Here is a 17,914-nt window from a genome sequence, read left to right as displayed (position 1 = left end):
TAACTGGTGTGTGGTAACAACAGTTTACCAGTGGATCTCAGGCTTTTTCATTTACCATCCAAAACTATGGGACAGCAGTGGCCTTCGGGCTGTTTTTTCATTGTAGGCGTAATAGTTAGCTCATTACAGGCGCTATAGGGCCCTCTGCTGCCCTCCTTTCCTGGGTTATGCAATCCGTCAAGGCCTTCTTTAAAACCCCTCAGAAGTGATTATATAAAGCCGAAATTTCCACTATTTTTTACAATAACGTCGATTAGGCGCAACAAGGTCAGGGTATTATCTGTGGTGTTAACTTAGGAGGTAAACGCTTTGTGGTAAGTTGTACTGTTGCTGTCGTGTTGCTGTAGTGCTGTCGTTGTACTGTTGCACTCGCGGCAATTAAAAAACATAGCGGCATTGCCCTACTCGTCTTTGGCTACCGGTTTACAAAAAGTGAATAAACTAAATGGATAAGTATTTTATGAGTGGGTATAGAATCCTTCAGCGATAAGATTGTATATCTATGCCTGCTTGCAGAAAGCCTGTGTAGGAAGTGGAAATGGAATTTTTACTTTATGATTGTTTTACGCAAAACACAGTATCTGCTTTTAATAAATTCAATCGGCTAAATTTGTGGGGCTTGGTAAAAGTGCTAACGCTATTATGAGAATAATCTTAGCTATAGGAATCAGTCTGCTCGCTACCGTTGCCTTATATCTTTTATATTGGTTAGGCAGTGGGATCGCATCAGATCTTGGCTACCCTCAACGAGGGGGTGTTGGCTGGGGCATTGCTGTGTTCGTAGCCTCATTTTTTATGTTGCCGTCTGCGCTTATATATATGCTGCTTTTACGTAAGTGGACCTCTTCCTGTGTTGTTGCATTAAGCTTAAGTTTTCTTGTGTTTCTATTGTTAAACACATTGTTTATGGGAAATCAGTTTAGTGGTGGTTGGTCTCACCCCTATCGTTATATCTATTTTCAATCTTGTGCCTTGCTGGTGTTGAGTTCGTTAGTTGTTGTGCCGTTAGTCTATAAAGCTATCCGGCGGGCTTAAACTAAGCTTACTTTTTAAAGAATTAACTCTTCGTTTTCTAATCTTTCTGTCCTTGTAAAGTTGTTCCCATACCGCCTTGTATCTGCCCTTCTCTCTTTCGAATAACGCTTGTTTCACGTGAAACGTATCAGTTAATTAATAGACACGATTTAGTTGTCGGGCGTCAATAGAAGAGGAATTAGCGTGATGTATATTGCTGATATGTTGGCTTGGTAATGGTGTTGTTTGCTCCTTGAGAAATCCTTTTTTCAAGTCAAATGTTGACTCAAAATCTGTGTGCTACTTGTTCTAATGAACTAGCTGTTTGTGGTTGTTAGTTAATGGGTAGAGGAAATGGACGCGGGATGGCTGGGTCCGTTTAGTCAGTATTAGGCGAAGCAGCAACGCTTTTATTTTTGCTGTAAATTCCAATAAGAGTAAACCTATGAATATTCAAACTCTCTCTATTTTAGCTGCCTCGCTAGGATTTTTAGTGAGCGGAAATATTGCACAGGCACAGGAGCCTATTCAGCCTATTTCTACAGTTAAGGAGATTAACTTAGCTGAAGTTGAACTTGGGAAAAAACTCTATTTTGATCCTCGGTTGTCAAAATCAGGCTTCATTTCTTGTAACTCGTGCCACAACCTGAGTATGGGAGGTACAGATAACCTAAAGACTTCTATTGGGCATAATTGGCAGCAAGGTCCAATTAACTCACCGACTGTATTAAATTCCAGCTTAAATATTGCGCAATTTTGGGATGGCCGTGCTAAAGATCTAAAAGCTCAGGCGAGTGGTCCTATCGCTAATCCTGGTGAAATGGCATCGACCCACACCTTAGCAATTGATGTTTTGGAGTCAATCCCTGCTTACGTTAATGAGTTTAAAGAGGTCTTTGGTAAAGACAAAATTGATATTGATCAGGTGACTCAAGCTATTGCCGAATTTGAAAAAACACTAGTTACACCTAATTCTCGATTCGACCAGTGGTTGTTGGGAGATAAGGATGCGATCACCGATAATGAATTAGCGGGTTATAACCTATTTAAAAGCAGCGGTTGTATCGCTTGTCATAATGGCGAGGCTGTTGGTGGTAACTCCTTTCAGAAAATGGGGTTGGTTGAGCCCTATGAGGCAACGAGTGCTGCTGAAGGGTTAGCGGCTGTTACAGGAAAGGATGCGGATCGTTTTAAGTTCAAGGTGCCCACATTACGCAATGTGGAAATGACCTACCCCTACTTCCATGATGGCGAAGCGGAAACAATGACTGAGGCGGTAGATATTATGGGTCGGCTACAGTTAGGGCGAAAGTTTAGTGATGACGAAAATGCGCAGATTGTCGCTTTTTTAAGAACACTAACAGGCGATCAGCCTACTTTTCAGTTGCCGATCTTGCCACCATCTACAGAGACAACTCCTAAGCCTCAGCCCTTTGATTAAATACCTTTCCTGAGTTATTTAGTTGAGCTCTAAACTCGAAGCATATTCTCGGGTTTAGAGCATATATCTTAAGTTTGAATAAATGAGATTATGAGCACCTGAAATGCTTTGGATCAACAGCGGGCAGCCTAGGTTTTAAGCGTTGAAATTAGTCAGATGAAAAGGGATTAGTGCTGGGTTAGGGCGGTCGGTTTTTACTGAGGTGTTTAAACGGAAATAGGTTTTTCATCTGTGGTTCTGTTTATAACGGCCGGAGATTTAAGGCACGCTCATTAGTCAGCATCAGTAAAATACTTTATGTGTTTCACGTGAAACCTTGTTGTTACTTCCTGCGAATTGTTGTTTTTGCCTTCCCTTTAGTTAATCCACAAGTCCGTTCTTTTGCAGTGATCGATAGATTTTCTTGGCTGTTTTGTCCAGTTTGTCTATATCCCCAAGGTTGGGTATTTCGCCCTCCTTTAAATTTTTCTCTTTATCGAGCAGTTCCATATCTAAATAATCTAAGAGCTTTTTAGCACAGCCGGTACAAGGGCCGTTACACATTAATGCAACGGGCATGTCGAATGGAGTTGTCTCTCTGATCTGTTTGATGAGTGTTTGCATGGCTTCTGTGGTATCAGGTTTCATAGCTCCCTCCTCTGTCCTTAATTTACCAAACTTGCGGTATTGGATTTTTAGCCTTATTACAAAGGTGACTGATATACCATTAGCTTTGTAAGTGAGCGACAGCCTTTTTAGGTCATGTTTGGATTGTTTATGGGCCCCTGTATCGACCTGTTTTTTGTAATAATTTCAGGTTGCGAATGGTAATGAGAACTCAAAACAGGTGCCCTGATTGAGGGTGCTGCGTACTTTGATGGGGCTGTCATGGAGTTCTAAAATCCGTTTAACTATAGCTAAACCTAGCCCTGTTGAATTATGCGCTTCTCTGCTTTTATCTGGGTTGGTGTAAAAGCGTTCGAATATATGGGGTAGATCATCCTGACTTATGCCTGCGCCATTATCGCTAATGCTGATTTTAATTGCCTTTGTTGTGAATGTTGTTTGGGGTTCTAGTTGAAAAACAATATTCCCGTCTTGGGGGGTGTAAGCGATAGCATTACGAATTAGGTTTTCAAAGACCCGCTGGATAAGGCTGATATCCGCATGCACATTAAGGTTATGATTGGGGGTGGTGACTTGATAGTGGATGCCCTTCTCTTTTAGCTCCAGCTCCAGCTCTTGTAAGGTGTCGTAAACGAGCTCTGCTAAGGAGAAGGTTTCAAATTTTGGAGCTACGTTAAATGCCTCTAGTTTTGACAGTTCAAATAGATCCCCGATTAACAGGCCTAAACGACCTGTGCTGCTGATCGCTGTTTTTAGATAGTGTAAGCGCTCCTTTTGGGTAAGCTGTTTGTCTTTGATGAGTAATGTTTCTAAATAGCCTTGGGTCGATGCTAATGGGGTTCTTAGGTCATGGGATACATTGGCAATCAGTTCACGGCGTGAATTGTCAGCGTCCTTTAGTTGATCAAACTGCTGCTCAATCTGTGCTGCCATCTGAGTAAAGGCTTGCTGTAGCTGGTCGATCTCATCTTTAGCAGGTTGCGGCTTTGAGGGTTTGCTTAGAGATTCGTGTTTAATCTCTAGTGTCTTCCCTAGCTGCTGTTCGGAAAATTGACCTATCTTTTTGCTTAGCTTGCTGAGGGGGTTTATTAGTAAGCTAAAGATTAAGAGACCTGCTGTGACGGCAGCTAGGCTGATCATAGAAAGGGTCATAACCGCCATAGAGCGGCTGTGGCTGGACTTTATATCTTTACTCATTTCTTGGTGTATCTTGCTGCCTAATACTACGTACAGGTAGCCCTGAGGCGTTCCATTGTTAAGCACTTGGGCGGCGGAAAATATTTTAGTCTGTGTGGGGTCGCGAGGGTCAATGCCATGGAGTGGGAATTCTGCATCGCCATTAATAAAGGTTTTAATTGGCCCTAAAGGAATTGTTCTTTGCTGGATGCTTGTTTCCGGTAATGCGTGGCCGATGATTCTGCCAGTGCTGTCTAGTAGATAAACTTCGGCTATGGGGGTGATAATCATCGCTTGGCTAGAAAGCTTTTTTATCACATCGAGATTAGGCTTTTCGTCATCTTTGTCGATCAGTTTGTAGGCGTCTGTAATGTACATTACGATACTGGCATTTATCTTTTGGGTTATCTCTTCGTTGTAGCGTTTCATCCAAAATTGGCCAGCAAAGAACATAGCGACACTGGATGATATGAGAATGAGTATGAGTGCAATGGATAGCTTGCTGCTGAGTGTGCGAGTTATGCCTGCACTTAAAGGGGATCGGATAAGCATAGGTTAGTGCCTAAGGTTTCCAATTTATAACCTACACCCCAAATGGTGACGATCTGTTTTGGATTGTTCGCGTCCTGCTCTATTTTCGCTCTAAGTCGATTTATATGAGAATTGACGGTATGTTCGTAGCCGTCATGACCATAGCCCCAAACTTGATCTAAGAGTTCTGAACGCCTAAAAACTCGCCCTGAGTGTGAGGCGAAATGTTTGAGTAGATCGAACTCGCGTGCCGTTAGATCGATCTCTTCCTTGCCTAAAAATACACTGCGCTGATCTTCATTTATTGTTAGCTCTCCTGCTTTTATTATTCGCTTGTTGCTGTTGGTTGTTTTATGCATGGCTGCTTCACGGCGAAATACTGCTCGGACACGGGCGATAAGATCCATTACACTGAAGGGTTTTGTGATGTAATCATCGGCACCTAGATCTAGGCCAAGCACCCTATCCAATTCGCTTGATCTTGATGTGAGTAATAACACAGGTATATAGATTTGCTCTCGCCTAACGCGGCGGCAAATTTCTAACCCTGAAGGTCCAGGAAGTTGTATGTCGAGAATGATTAAATCCCAGCTTTCGGTTAGTGCTTTTTGTAGCCCATCATTACCTTCGCTAGAAAGTGTCACCATCGCGCCTAAATCACCGAGATGAAGATTCAACAAGTCGGCTATATCTTTTTGGTCCTCTACAATTAGTATTTTTTTGTTTTCCATTGGTATCAGCTCGTAGGTGAGAATCTATTTTTTCTTGTTGTGCTTAGTTGGTATGACAGCTAATTGGTGATTTAATTCTATCGATCAGTTCTCACAGGAGTATCACGAAATATGGGTTATTTGGTTTTTCTGTGATAACTCTGGATAGAATTAACATCTAATTGTTAAGTGCCCTTGATACCTTCTCCCGTCCTCTTTTTTAAACTAGTTCCGATCTGAAATTATATGGCGGCCTCTGTTTGGTCGTTTAGACGGAGAGATTTAATGAACAGTTCTAAAGCTAAATTAAGTGCGGTTGTTTCTGCTGTTGTTTTGTCGTCGGTGATGAGTGCGGGCGCTATGGCTGCTGATGGTTTTTACGTGGGTGGTCAGTTGCTGAGCTCTACGTTTGGTCACAGCATCGAACGTAATACGGGTAGCGCTACTAGCCCAAGTATTACCAGTTTTGCAGAAGAAACGGATGTGGCTGTTGGTGTACATCTTGGTTATAAATTGCATTTAACGGATGATGCATTCGTTGTGGCGGAAGCGTTTTATAATGATGAAAATGCTGAGACAACTAACATTAATAATATGCTGCAAACTCAGTTAGAGCTTAATAGCTCTTATGGTATTAACTTTAAAGCTGGGGTTGATGTAACAAGTAAGTTTTCTGTTTACGGAATTGCGGGCGCGACAGTCTTAGATTTTGATATCCACAATAGTTATCCATTTACCCCGCCTATGCGAAGTGGTGATACGTCAGAAGTTGGCCTGTCTTTGGGGGCGGGCTTTGAGTATCAAGTGGATAAGCAGTGGTCAGTTAAGGGTGAATATATTCAGATCAATGATCTAAGTTTCGATCCTCTACCTGAGGTTGCTGTGCCGGGTAAATTGAATCCTAACGAAGTTGATTTTGACAGTCTTAAGTTGTCAGTGAGCTACGCTTTTTAAGCTTTGCTAACAATAATTCCGTGTAAGCCGCCTTCCTTGCTTTGCGGTTTTTTACTCAGTGTTTCACGTGAAATACTGAGTTTTTTATAAGACCGACTAGCAGGAAAATTATCTCGGCATTCTTTGTCTTAGTTTTTGAGTGAGTGACTGGAGAGTAAATGCTTTGCGAAGGCGTTAAGATCATCAAAGATTAATGTGTTTTCTGGATGGTTTGTTGCCGAGAGTGTTTTCAGCCCTTTACCTGTTTTTACCAAAACCGGCTGGCTATTAAGTTCGCATCCTGCGACAAGATCGCGGGCACTGTCACCAATGGTGTATGAGCCTGACAGATCTGAAAGCTCAAAGGTCTCTGCAATTTTTTTAAACATGCCGGGAAGTGGTTTTCGGCATTCGCAATTATCGTCAGGGCCGTGAGGGCAGTATTCTATTGTGTGTATGATTCCGCCCTTTTCACTGACTAGATTCGTTAGCTTCTTATGCATTGCATGTAGCGTGCTTTCATCAAAATAATTTCTGGCTAGTCCTGATTGGTTGGTTACCACGCAAAGGGTGTAACCGGCTTTTGATAGGTCAGCGATCGCTTCGATACTTCCTTTGATTGGAATCCATTCCTCTAGTGATTTTACATACTGGTCTGAGTCTTCGTTGATGACACCATCACGGTCAAGAATAATAAGTTTGTTTGGATCGATAAGTGCCATAGTTTTTGCCATTGTTAAGTTGATCTGTGTTTCACGTGAAACGTCAATAAAAAAGCCGGCGTAATGGCCGGCTTTTATTATAACTGAGTGCGGAGTCTTATCCGAGAACGGAGATGTCTGCTACACCCAAGAATAGAGCGCGAAGCTGACTAAGCAGCGCTAGACGATTATTTTTAACCGCCTCGTCATCAGCCATAACCATTACGTCTTCGAAGAATGCATCAACAGGAGCGCGAAGTCCTGCTAGTGATTCTAGGGCTTCTTGATATTTACCTTCGGCAAATAGTGGCGCTAGAACTGCTTTCTGTGCATCAATTGCGCTTGCTAACGACTTCTCTGCTGCTTCAGATAGAAGAGCTGGATTAACATCAGATATGCCTGTTACACCCTGTTTGGAAAGGATGTTGGATACACGCTTATTCGCTGCTGCCAATGCGTTGGCTTCTGTTAGACTGCGGAAATGATTCACGGCTTTGACGCGACGATCAAAATCTAACGGACGAGTAGGTTTGATTGCCAGTACAGCCAAGAACACTTCGGCATTGATGTTTACATCTTCATACCATGCGCGGAATCGCTCAAGCATAAAGTCGAGAACTTTATCTTCCAAGCCATCACGAGCCGGTAAGCTTGTGTGGTTGTTGGCAGCGATAGTTAATAGTTCGCGAAGATCTAAATCAAGGTTGCGATCCACAATAATACGTAGAACACCTAAAGCCGCACGACGTAAAGCAAAAGGATCTTTAGACCCTGTCGGTGGCTGATTGATACCGAAAAGCCCTGTTAGAGTGTCCAAGCGATCCGCAATGGCTACAGCGATACCAGGTGCTGTTTCTGGTAGTTCATCACCAGAAAAACGTGGCATGTATTGTTCGTTTTGGGCAAGCGCCACCTCTTTATCTTCGCCATCGTTTAGCGCGTAGTGGTAACCCATTAGGCCTTGCAGGTCGGTGAACTCATAAACCATATCTGTCATTAGATCGGTTTTTGCTAAAAGCCCTGCCCGTTCTGCTTTGGCTTGATCTTCACCGAGTACGGAAGCCACTTTACCAGCAAGGGTGCTGATACGTGACGCTTTATCATGCAGAGTGCCGAGGTCTTTCTGGAAGACAATGCTTTTTAATTTTTCAACGCGGGACTCAAGTGTGTTCTTCTTGTCGGTCTCAAAAAAGAATGCCGCGTCGGATAGACGTGGGCGAATAACTTTTTCATTCCCTTCTATAACCTGCTGCGGATCGTTTGAAACGATATTGCAGATGGTTGTGAAGTTCGGCAGCAACTTGCCTTCGCTGTCTAAATGATGGAAATATTTCTGATGCTCTTTCATTGAAGAGATCAGTGCTTCCGCAGGTACATCTAAAAAGCGCTCTTCAAAACGACCGGTTAGAGCAACGGGCCACTCATTCAGTGCGGTTACTTCATCCAGTAGATCCTCATCTATTTGAGCAGTGGCGCTGATTTTTTCACCCTCAGCAATGACTTGCTGGCGAATTAGTTCAAGACGTTCTTCGTAATCCGCAATGACCATGCCGGGTGTTTTTAGCGTTGCCGCATATTCAGATGGTGTGATTAACTCAATATCGTTGTTGTAATGGAATCGGTGACCACGGGTTTTGCGCCCTGATTTAAGCCCTAGAATTTCACAATCAATAACGTCATCGCCTAATAGCATCACTAGCCAGTGAACCGGACGGACAAACTCAACCCGTGAAGAACCCCAACGCATACGTTTAGGGATAGGTAGTTTGTTTAGTGAGTTTTCAACTAAGGTTGGAAGAAGAAGTGCTGTTGCTTTCCCCTCTTCTGTATTGCGGAAGTTGAAGTAATCACCTTTATCCGTTGAGATGGTTTCTAACTGATCGGCGCTAACACCGCAAGAACGGGCAAAGCCTTCGACAGCCTTTTCTGGTGCTTTCACTGATGGGCCGCGACGCTCAATATCTCGGTCGGCCTGTTTCTCATCGAGTGCGCTAATCAGTACAGCAAGTCTGCGTGGTGAAGCGTAGCTTTTAACGTCGCCAAAACCTACACCCGCTTCTTTTAGACCCGAGGTAATGCCTTGGGTAAACGCGTTAGACAGCGTTTTAAGTGCTTTAGGTGGTAGCTCTTCGGTACCTAGTTCTACGAGAAAATCCTGATGTGACATTATTTGCTCTCCTCGCAGTTAGCCAGTACTTCCTGACGAATTGCTTCAGGTGCTAGCGGGAATCCAAGTTCTTTACGCGTATTGAAATATGCGTTTGCAACTTCACGTGCCAAAGTACGTACACGTAGAATAAAACGTTGGCGTTCAGTTACTGAGATCGCATGGCGAGCATCTAATAAATTGAAGGTATGAGATGCCTTTAGAACCTGCTCGTAAGCGGGCAGAGGTAACGGCTTTTCAAGGTGAAGTAACTTGTTACATTCAGCTTCGCAATGATCGAACAGTTCAAATAGTTTAGGTACATCGGCATGTTCGAAGTTGTAAGTAGATTGCTCAACTTCGTTTTGGTGGAATACATCGCCATAAGTAACGACTGTGCCATCTGAGTTTTTAGCCCAAATAAGATCGTATACGCTATCAACATTTTGTAGATACATAGCAATACGTTCTAAACCGTAGGTGATCTCACCAGTAACAGGGTAGCATTCAAGCCCACCGGCTTGTTGGAAGTAGGTGAACTGAGTCACTTCCATGCCGTTAAGCCATACTTCCCAGCCAAGGCCCCAAGCGCCCAGAGTTGGTGATTCCCAGTTGTCCTCTACGAAACGAACATCATGGATACCTAGATCTACACCCATGTGTCGGAGAGAGCCAAGGTAAAGCTCCTGAATGTTATCTGGGGATGGTTTCAGTACAACTTGGAATTGGTAGTAATGCTGAAGACGGTTAGGGTTTTCGCCATAACGGCCATCGGTTGGTCGGCGGCTTGGCTGAACATAAGCCGCGCGCCATGTTTCTGGTCCGATGGCACGAAGAAAAGTAGATGGATGGAAGGTGCCAGCACCAACCTCCATATCAAGCGGTTGTACGATCACACAACCCTGCTCTGCCCAGTATTCCTGGAGAGCAAGGATCAGCCCCTGAAATGTGCTTACGTCTGGGGTTGCCTTATCAGTCACAGAGTTCACCATTGTAAAATTGGCCGAAAAATTAGCCGGCAATTATACAACAAAAAATGATCAATCGGTCTTAGGAATGCAGAGAAGATGGTATAAAAAGGGTTTTTTAGTGAAAAGATTGAGCAGAACTATAGTCTGCCCAATCTCAAGGTGGAAAATTAGTAATCTAAACAGAGGTATTTAAGGGTCTCAATAACCTGTTCGGTGTTTTCTGCAACGGCATGAGCACAGGCATCGATCTCTTTGAGTGGATGGGTTAGTTCTGGTGCGTGTTCCACAATAAGCGATTTTCCATTAGCAATAGCAAAGCCCGCATCAAAAGCTGCATTCCATTGGCGGTATTTATTGCCAAAACGAACAATCACTATATCTGCGCGTTTGATAGCGGTCATGTGGCGCATAGTATTCATTTTTGCTGATTTGTGATCGGTCCAGAAATTGGACTCTTCTGGGCCTAAAATTTCGGTAGCGCAGCCATCACTTGATTCATGGTCTGTATTTGGTGTTAAGACGTCGATCGGTAGGCCGTTTTGATTAATAGCTTTTTTGATCTGGTCGCGCCAGTCGGAATGAATTTCGCCAGAAAGGTATACGGTATAACGCATGGTTTAGGTCTCAACTTTTTAATAACTTAAAATCTATTTTACAGGTTATTTATCGTTTCCAGAATATAGGTGTAAATAATACAAGCAGTGTAAATACTTCTAATCGTCCTAGCAGCATTGCAAAACAAAGCACCCATTTTGCTGGCTGATTTAAGTCACCGTAATGGGTTGAAACCCCACCAAGGCCCGGACCTAAATTGTTCAAGGTTGCACCTACGGCTGACCAAGCTGTTACTTGATCTAAACCGGTAGCGAGTAATGCAAGTAGCATGACAACGAATACGATCATATAAACCGAGAAAAATCCCCAGACCGCTTCTAATACGCGATCGGATACGGGCTTTTTACCCAGTTTAACGGGAATAATCGCGTTAGGGTGAACGAGACGTTGAATCTCACGATAACCCTGTTTGAGTATAAGTAAAACACGTATCACTTTCATACCGCCGCCGGTTGAGCCTGCACAGCCGCCGGCAAAGGTGGCGACGAAGAGAAGAAATGGCAGCATGACTGGCCAGTGGGCAAAATCAGCGGTGGCGAATCCGGTTGTTGTGGCGATAGAGACTACCATGAAGAGAGCTTTACGAAGAGACTCTGCAGGCTCATAAGTATTAGTGACGATTAAGGCTATAAGGGCAATTATTGTGATGCCGACCAATGTTGAAAGGTAAAATTTAAATTCGGGGTCTTTAAAATAATGGCTGATAGAGCGTTGGCGCCAAGCAAAGAAGTGTAAACCGAAGTTAGCGGTCGAGACAATCATAAAGAACACGCAAATCAGCTCTATAGTGACTGAATTGAAGTGACCAATACTGGCATCGTGGGTTGAAAATCCACCAATCGCGACGGTGGAGAAGCTATGACTCACCGCGTCAAATACGTCCATGCCTGCTAGCCAATAACCTACACCACAAACGATTGTTAGGGATAGATAGATATACCAAAGGGCTTTGGCAGTTTCAGTAATACGCGGCGTAAGTTTAGAATCTTTTACCGGCCCAGGTATCTCTGCCCTGTATAGCTGCATGCCCCCGATACCCAGCATTGGCAGAATCGCCACAGCTAATACGATGATACCCATACCGCCTAACCATTGGAGTTGTTGACGATAGAAAAGAATCGATTTAGGGAGATAATCAATACCGGTTATAACGGTTGCTCCGGTGGTGGTTAAACCAGACATAGATTCAAACACAGCATCGACGAAAGAGAGGTGGGGATCCTCCGTGATCATAAAGGGGAAAGCCCCAAAAAAACCTAACACTGCCCAGAATAATACTGTGATTAAAAAACCATCTCGCGTGCGAAGATCTTGTCTAACACGGTAAACCGGAATCCAGATAATAAACCCGGTTATTAGTGTGATAAAAAAACCAGCGATAAATGCGAATTCAGCGCCGTCCGCGTAAATATATGAGATAGCTAAAGGCGGCAACATGGAAAAGCTGAATATCATCAGCAAAATACCAAGAATGCGCAGAATTACTTTGTAATGCATTTGATCAATTACCGCTTAGAAGAAAGTTAAGCCAACTTGGAAAAGTCGCTCAACCTCTTTAATTCGTCGTTTGTCTACAAGGAATAAGATCACATGGTCGCCACTTTCCACGACAACATCATCGTGAGCGATTAGTACTTGATCGTTACGAACAATGGCTCCAATGGTTGTGCCTTCAGGTAGCTTGATCTCTTCGATAGCTTTACCTACTACCTTTGAGGATGAGCTGTCCCCATGGGCAACCGCCTCTAAGGCTTCTGCTGCGCCTCGTCGTAAAGCATGTACTGCAACAACATCACCTCGTCGCACATGGGTTAGCAGTGCGCCAATAGTTGTTTGTTGGGGGGATATGGCAATATCTATGGCGCCGCCTTGTACTAGATCTACATAAGCGGGGTTATTGATAAGGGTCATTACTGTGCGAACACCTTGGCGCTTTGCGAGCATTGAGGCCATGATGTTGGCCTCATCATCGTTAGTCAGAGCGCAAAATACATCGGTATCTTCGATATTCTCTTCGATTAGAAGCTCTCTATCGGAGGCGCTTCCTTGAAGTACAATGGTTTTATCTAAGGTGCGGGCCAGTTTGTTACAGCGTTCGAGGTTCCGTTCAATAATCTTTACTTGGTAGCGATCTTCTATAGATTCCGCTAAGCGGGCACCTATATTACCGCCACCGGCGATGATGATTCGTTTGTAGGGATTGTCGAGGCGGCGTAGCTCGCTCATTACTGCCAAAATATCTTTCCGTGCAGCGATAAAGAAGACTTCATCGTCTGCTTCAATCACTGTATCCCCTTTGGGGATAATGGGGCTGCCACTACGGAAAATAGCTGCAACGCGGGTATCAACGGCGGGCATATGTGCACGTAGATAAGATATTTCGCGTCCTACCAGTGGGCCGCCATAATAGGCTTTTACTGCTACAAGTTGTGCTTTTCCATCGGCAAAATCGAGAACCTGTAAGGCGCCTGGGTTTTGAATAAGGCGTTTGATATGTTTGGTAACTAAAAATTCAGGGCTGATTCGCACATCAATTGGAATGCCTGTTTCACCAAAAATTTTCTGGTTTTTATTGAGATAGTCATGCTCGCGAACACGGGCGATTTTTGTTGGTGTGTTGAACAGTGTTTGTGCAATCTGACAGGCGAGCATATTAACTTCGTCAGAATTGGTAACTGCAATCAACATATCAGCATCTACCGCACCGGCTTGTTCTAGTACCGTTGGATATGAGGCTTTGCCTTCGATGGTACGAATATCGAGTCTGTCTTGAAGCTCTCGCAGTCGATTCGTATCAGTGTCGACGACAGTGATGTCGTTATCTTCTCGGGCTAAATTCTCAGCCAGTGTGCCACCAACTTGCCCGGCACCTAGAATAATAATCTTCATTATCAGCCTTTTACTGCTGCTAGAGGCGGTAGAGTCGCCGTTTTAGTGAGCTTACTCTGTTTTTCCAGCAGTGCATAATAGAAACCATCATGGCGATTGATTTGTGGAAATAATTGACGTCCATGCTCGCGGGCAATTCCCCAAGGTGCATCAATTTTTATCTCTGTTACATTGTCTGTTTGTGCAATAAAGCGCTTTATCTGTCGCTCATTCTCTTGCGGGAAAATGGAGCAAGTTGCATAGAGTAATTTTCCGCCGGGTTTGAGCATCGACCAGCAGTTTTCTAAGATAGATAATTGTAGTTTAGATGTTTCATGAATATCTTCACCTTGGCGTAAATATTTAATATCTGGATTGCGTCTAATAACGCCGGTGGCTGAACAGGGTGCATCTAATAGAATTCGATCGTAGAGTGTTCCGTCCCACCACTCTTGATGTGAAGCGTCAGCAATAATTACATTGGCATCTAAATCTAAGCGCTCTAGGTTTTCCTCGATTCGCCCTGCTCTTCTCTCTTCTAGTTCAACGGCATCAACGGAGGCTAGAGCGGGTTCGCTTTCCAATAGGTGGCATAGTTTTCCACCTGGGGCCGCGCAAGCATCGAGAACGGTTTGACCTGCCTGCAAATCTAGTAGTTGGGCCGATAGTTGGGCCGCCTCATCTTGCACACTAAAGGCGCCTTCCTCATAACCGGGCAGTGATTCAATATTTAATGAGGTGGATAGGCGAATTCCTGTGGGACTAAATTCGGTTTTCTCTGCATCAACGATGGGTTCAAGCTGAGTTAAATAGCGTTCTCTATCTGTTTTGAGTGCGTTGATTCTTAACGTTAGAGGGGCTTGTTCATTGTTGGCTTTTAGGATCTGTTGCCAATGATCCGGCCAGTTGTTTTTTAATTTAGCGATCATCCACTCGGGGTGGTTAAATTGGTAAGATTCGTTGTCTGATAATGAGTCGATCAACTCCTCTTGTTCCCGTTGGAAGCGGCGTAAAATGGCGTTCACAACCTTACCCGCCCACTCCTTATCTAAATCCCTACAAGCTTCAACACTTTCACTGATGGCTGCATGGGCGGGAATGCGTGTATGTTGAAGTTGGTATAAACCTAGAAGCACAATCGCTTTAATGTCTATATCGCGAAATTTGAAAGCGCGATTTTGAAGCAGTTTTATTATGCAATTTAACTGTGGGTGGTGACGCATAGTGCCATAGCAGAGTTCGCGAAGTAAGGCGCGATCTTTCTCTGGGCAGCGTCGCTCAATAGCGGGGAGCTGGGTGTTGAGCGAACCTTTGTTCTGCAATAAAGGAGTCAACACTTGAGCGGCTAAGGCACGGACATTGGATGTCATTATAGTTATCCTAGTTGTACGCCAGCACTAAACTGTTCACGTTTAGAGTTGAGTACTGAAGCTGCATCCATAGGCTTTTTACCGGGGAGTTGCAGCATCTTGATTTTGATAGCCCCTTCCCCGCAGCCAACAACGATGCTTTTTTTATCAGAGGGAAGAATTTGTCCTGCTACACCTTGTTGATCTAGTCGTTCGCATTCAAGCAACTTAATTGTTTCACCTTCTAGCTGGAAAGTAACCGCTATACGCGGGCTCAATGCGCGAATCTTTAGATCAATAGCTTCTGCTGATTGGTTCCAGTCGATCACGCCCTCTTCTTTGCTGAGCTTGTGGGCATAAGTTGCTAACTCATTATCTTGCATTTCAGCAGCAATGTTTCCTTCACATAGGCCGTTTAATGTTTCAATTAAGGCGGTTGCACCTATGCCACTTAAACGATCAAAAAGGGACGCTGCTGTATCTGTTTCATTTATAGGTGTTGCGGCTTTTAAAAGCATGTTGCCGGTATCTAAACCTTCATCCATCTGCATGATGGTGACGCCGGTTTCTGCATCACCGGCTAACATAGAGCGTTCTACAGGGGCTGCACCTCTCCAGCGTGGCAGAAGTGAGCCATGCACATTAATACAGCCTAAACGGGGAGTTTCTAATATGGAGGGTGGCAAGAGCATTCCATAAGCAACAATAACCATAATGTCGGCTTCAAGGTTAGCGAGTACTTGCTGTTCCTCCTTGGTTTTTAAGCTGGTGGGCTGAAAAACAGGGATGTTATGGGCTTGAGCAAGGTCTTTAACCGGCCTTGGTGCCATCTGGTTTTTGCGTTTTCCTTTTTTATCAGGCTGGGTATACACCGCTATCACTTGGTGGTCGCTATCCAGCAGCGCTTGTAAATTGTACGCGGCGAAGTCTGGCGTTCCTGCAAAGACGATACGAAGTGGGGTGTTAGCCATAAAAAAGTTATCCAAATCAAATAAAACAGGCCTGCGGTGTTAAGCGCAAGCCTGAGAATAGAGTGTAGTCGATTGCGCTTATGCGTGCTTTGCCATTTTGTGCTGCTTTTCAAGCTTACTCTTAATGCGATTGCGCTTAAGCATGGAGAGGTAATCTACAAAGAGTTTGCCATTTAAATGGTCTAATTCATGTTGAATACAAACCGCTAAAAGGTCGTCAGCAATAAGTTCGTATGGCTCACCATTGTAATCGAGCGCCGTTAACTTAACTTTTTGTGGGCGCTGTACATCTTCATAGAAGCCAGGAACAGATAAGCAGCCTTCCTGATATTTGTGTAACTCTTCTTCAAGTATTTCAAATTCAGGGTTAATCAGAATTAAAGGCTCGTTTTGATCTTCTGAAATATCGATAGTAACAATACGCTTATGAATATTTACCTGCGTTGCTGCTAAACCTATGCCGGGGGCTGCATACATAGTTTCGAGCATGTCATCAATTTGAGCACGTACGGCATCATCAACCGTTTCTACAGGTTCTGCGATAGTACGCAGGCGAGGATCTGGGTATTCTAGAATGGTTAATATTGCCATGGTTTAATGTCTATTCTACAGTTGTGTGAGGCTATCTAGCAGGTATCTCTCATTGATACATGCTAACGTTAGAAAGAAAGTAACTTTGTTTCTAATTAAATTGCTCGATTTTTCAGCAGATTGGCCGAAATAATATGTCGAGATCGATAGCGAAAAATATTATTCTGCCTATTATACTGATTAGAACGCTCAATGCATTGTCGTTACCTCATTAGCTTGATAGTTTTATGGCTTGGGGTAATAAGGGAACTGGACATGAAAAAATTGTTATGTGGATTACTTGCCTTTGTGGTGCTTTCTATTACGCATGTTAGTGCTGAAACACGCGAGGATAGTTTGCTTCTTCGTGATGACTATCCACAAGAATATGTTGTTGTTAAAGGCGATACTTTATGGCACATATCGGGGCGCTTTCTGCAAAGCCCTTGGAAGTGGCCTGAAGTTTGGGGCGTAAACCCACAAGTTGATAATCCGCACCTTATTTACCCTGGTGATGTTATCTATTTAACTTGGGTGGATGGTAAGCCTCGCCTTGGTGTTCGTCGAGATAGTGGAATCTATCCTCGTGCGCGAACCTCTCCGCTAGATCAGGCTATCCCTGCGATACCCCTACGCGATATTATCAGCTTTTTGAATGATAACCGTGTGCTAGAGGAAGATATTCTCAAGGATGCACCTTATGTATTAGGTGGTAAGAGTGCACGCATCATCGCCGGTGCGGGTGATCGTATTTATGCTCGAGGTAGTTTGTTAGAAGAGCAGCGTCGACAAGGCATCTATCGTGCAGATGGCGAATACGTAGATCCTGATACGGAAGAGGTTTTAGGTTTCGAGCTAACTAAAGTAGCGGATGCTGATGTGAAAACTCACACAGAGGATGTTATTACCCTTGATGTTGTGAAATCTAAAAAAGAGATTCGAGTATTGGATCGAGTGGTACCGACCGAAGAGGTTCGTATACAGTCTATCTTTTATCCTCAACCCTCTCCTGATGGAATTGAAGGTAAAATTCTTAAAGTGCTTGGTGGTGTTAGAGATGGTGGACAGTTCAATGTTGTTGCCATTAACCGCGGTGTCCGTGAAGGTTTAGAGCCTGGGCATGTTTTTGCTATTTACCGTAAAGGTGAGCGTCTTAAGGATCCTGTGACTAAAGAGTTCGTCACTTTGCCTAGTGAACGCTCGGGCGAATTGATGGTGTTTAAAGTATTCGAAAAAGTAAGCTATGGTTTAGTTATGCAAAGCACAGATGTCGTTTCTATTGGCGATACTTTGCGCCAACCATAATTTAAGG

At 43.9% G+C, this 17,914-nt stretch carries 16 protein-coding genes; 4 read left to right on the top strand and 12 right to left on the bottom strand.

All coding sequences use genetic code 11. The features are described 5' to 3' along the window. Positions 1 to 642 precede the first annotated feature (642 nt). Both A3774_RS13565 and A3774_RS13560 read left to right on the top strand, forming a co-directional pair. A complete protein-coding gene (locus A3774_RS13565; protein ID WP_156473718.1) occupies positions 643 to 1,035 on the top strand; it encodes a hypothetical protein in 393 nt (130 codons plus the stop codon). A 424-nt stretch (positions 1,036 to 1,459) separates the two neighbouring features. Then, a complete protein-coding gene (locus tag A3774_RS13560) occupies positions 1,460 to 2,455 on the top strand; it encodes a cytochrome-c peroxidase (RefSeq protein WP_082792445.1) in 996 nt (331 codons plus the stop codon). A 360-nt stretch (positions 2,456 to 2,815) separates the two neighbouring features. Here the strand turns inward: A3774_RS13560 and A3774_RS13555 are convergent, their stop codons facing one another. From A3774_RS13555 to A3774_RS13545, 3 genes are all read right to left on the bottom strand, one after another. After that, complete coding sequence (locus A3774_RS13555) at positions 2,816 to 3,082, bottom strand: hypothetical protein (protein ID WP_067868604.1); 267 nt, start codon at positions 3,080 to 3,082, stop codon at positions 2,816 to 2,818. Positions 3,083 to 3,247: 165 nt separating this feature from the next. After that, the gene (locus A3774_RS13550) at positions 3,248 to 4,789 is read right to left on the bottom strand and encodes a sensor histidine kinase (RefSeq protein WP_067868602.1); all 1,542 of its coding nucleotides are present in this window, start codon (positions 4,787 to 4,789) and stop codon (positions 3,248 to 3,250) included. Next, positions 4,768 to 5,499 carry a response regulator transcription factor gene (locus A3774_RS13545; RefSeq protein WP_067868598.1) on the bottom strand — a complete coding sequence of 244 codons (732 nt, stop codon included), beginning with the start codon at positions 5,497 to 5,499 and terminating at the stop codon, positions 4,768 to 4,770. The genes A3774_RS13550 and A3774_RS13545 overlap by 22 nt, the downstream gene beginning before the upstream one ends. 264 nt (positions 5,500 to 5,763) lie before the next feature. On the opposite strand from A3774_RS13545, the gene A3774_RS13540 reads away from it, so the two are divergent. Next, entirely contained in the window at positions 5,764 to 6,432 is a 669-nt protein-coding gene (locus A3774_RS13540; RefSeq protein ID WP_067868596.1) for an outer membrane protein, read from the top strand. A gap of 128 nt (positions 6,433 to 6,560) precedes the next feature. Here the strand turns inward: A3774_RS13540 and gmhB are convergent, their stop codons facing one another. The 9 genes from gmhB to def all read right to left on the bottom strand — a co-directional run bounded on the left by gmhB (position 6,561) and on the right by def (position 16,623). Continuing rightward, positions 6,561 to 7,133, bottom strand: a complete 573-nt coding sequence (gene gmhB, locus A3774_RS13535) for a D-glycero-beta-D-manno-heptose 1,7-bisphosphate 7-phosphatase (protein WP_067868595.1) — start codon at positions 7,131 to 7,133, stop codon at positions 6,561 to 6,563. A gap of 97 nt (positions 7,134 to 7,230) precedes the next feature. Next, on the bottom strand, positions 7,231 to 9,279 hold the full coding sequence (gene glyS, locus A3774_RS13530; RefSeq protein WP_067868594.1) for a glycine--tRNA ligase subunit beta: 2,049 nt from the start codon (positions 9,277 to 9,279) through the stop codon (positions 7,231 to 7,233). Next, complete coding sequence (glyQ, locus tag A3774_RS13525) at positions 9,279 to 10,250, bottom strand: glycine--tRNA ligase subunit alpha (RefSeq protein WP_067868593.1); 972 nt, start codon at positions 10,248 to 10,250, stop codon at positions 9,279 to 9,281. The genes glyS and glyQ overlap by 1 nt, the downstream gene beginning before the upstream one ends. Positions 10,251 to 10,396: 146 nt before the next feature. Then, entirely contained in the window at positions 10,397 to 10,843 is a 447-nt protein-coding gene (locus tag A3774_RS13520; protein ID WP_067868591.1) for a YtoQ family protein, read from the bottom strand. 49 nt (positions 10,844 to 10,892) lie between these two features. Further along, on the bottom strand, positions 10,893 to 12,341 hold the full coding sequence (locus tag A3774_RS13515) for a TrkH family potassium uptake protein (protein ID WP_067868590.1): 1,449 nt from the start codon (positions 12,339 to 12,341) through the stop codon (positions 10,893 to 10,895). A 15-nt stretch (positions 12,342 to 12,356) separates the two neighbouring features. After that, complete coding sequence (gene trkA / locus A3774_RS13510; protein ID WP_067868589.1) at positions 12,357 to 13,733, bottom strand: Trk system potassium transporter TrkA; 1,377 nt, start codon at positions 13,731 to 13,733, stop codon at positions 12,357 to 12,359. 2 nt (positions 13,734 to 13,735) lie between these two features. Then, entirely contained in the window at positions 13,736 to 15,082 is a 1,347-nt protein-coding gene (gene rsmB, locus A3774_RS13505; RefSeq protein WP_067868586.1) for a 16S rRNA (cytosine(967)-C(5))-methyltransferase RsmB, read from the bottom strand. Positions 15,083 to 15,087: 5 nt separating this feature from the next. After that, positions 15,088 to 16,032: a methionyl-tRNA formyltransferase gene (fmt, locus tag A3774_RS13500; protein ID WP_067868583.1), complete on the bottom strand. Its 945-nt coding sequence runs from the start codon at positions 16,030 to 16,032 to the stop codon at positions 15,088 to 15,090. Positions 16,033 to 16,110: 78 nt separating this feature from the next. Further along, positions 16,111 to 16,623, bottom strand: a complete 513-nt coding sequence (gene def, locus A3774_RS13495; protein ID WP_067868581.1) for a peptide deformylase — start codon at positions 16,621 to 16,623, stop codon at positions 16,111 to 16,113. Positions 16,624 to 16,878: 255 nt separating this feature from the next. On the opposite strand from def, the gene A3774_RS13490 reads away from it, so the two are divergent. Beyond that, the gene (locus A3774_RS13490; protein ID WP_067868578.1) at positions 16,879 to 17,907 is read left to right on the top strand and encodes a LysM peptidoglycan-binding domain-containing protein; all 1,029 of its coding nucleotides are present in this window, start codon (positions 16,879 to 16,881) and stop codon (positions 17,905 to 17,907) included. Positions 17,908 to 17,914: the final 7 nt, after the last annotated feature.

It is taken from the genome of Neptuniibacter marinus (assembly GCF_001597725.1).
Classification (GTDB): domain Bacteria; phylum Pseudomonadota; class Gammaproteobacteria; order Pseudomonadales; family Balneatricaceae; genus Neptuniibacter; species Neptuniibacter marinus.
The sequence above is the reverse complement of the archived record's forward strand: the minus strand, read 5'-3'. Positions and strand labels throughout refer to the sequence as shown.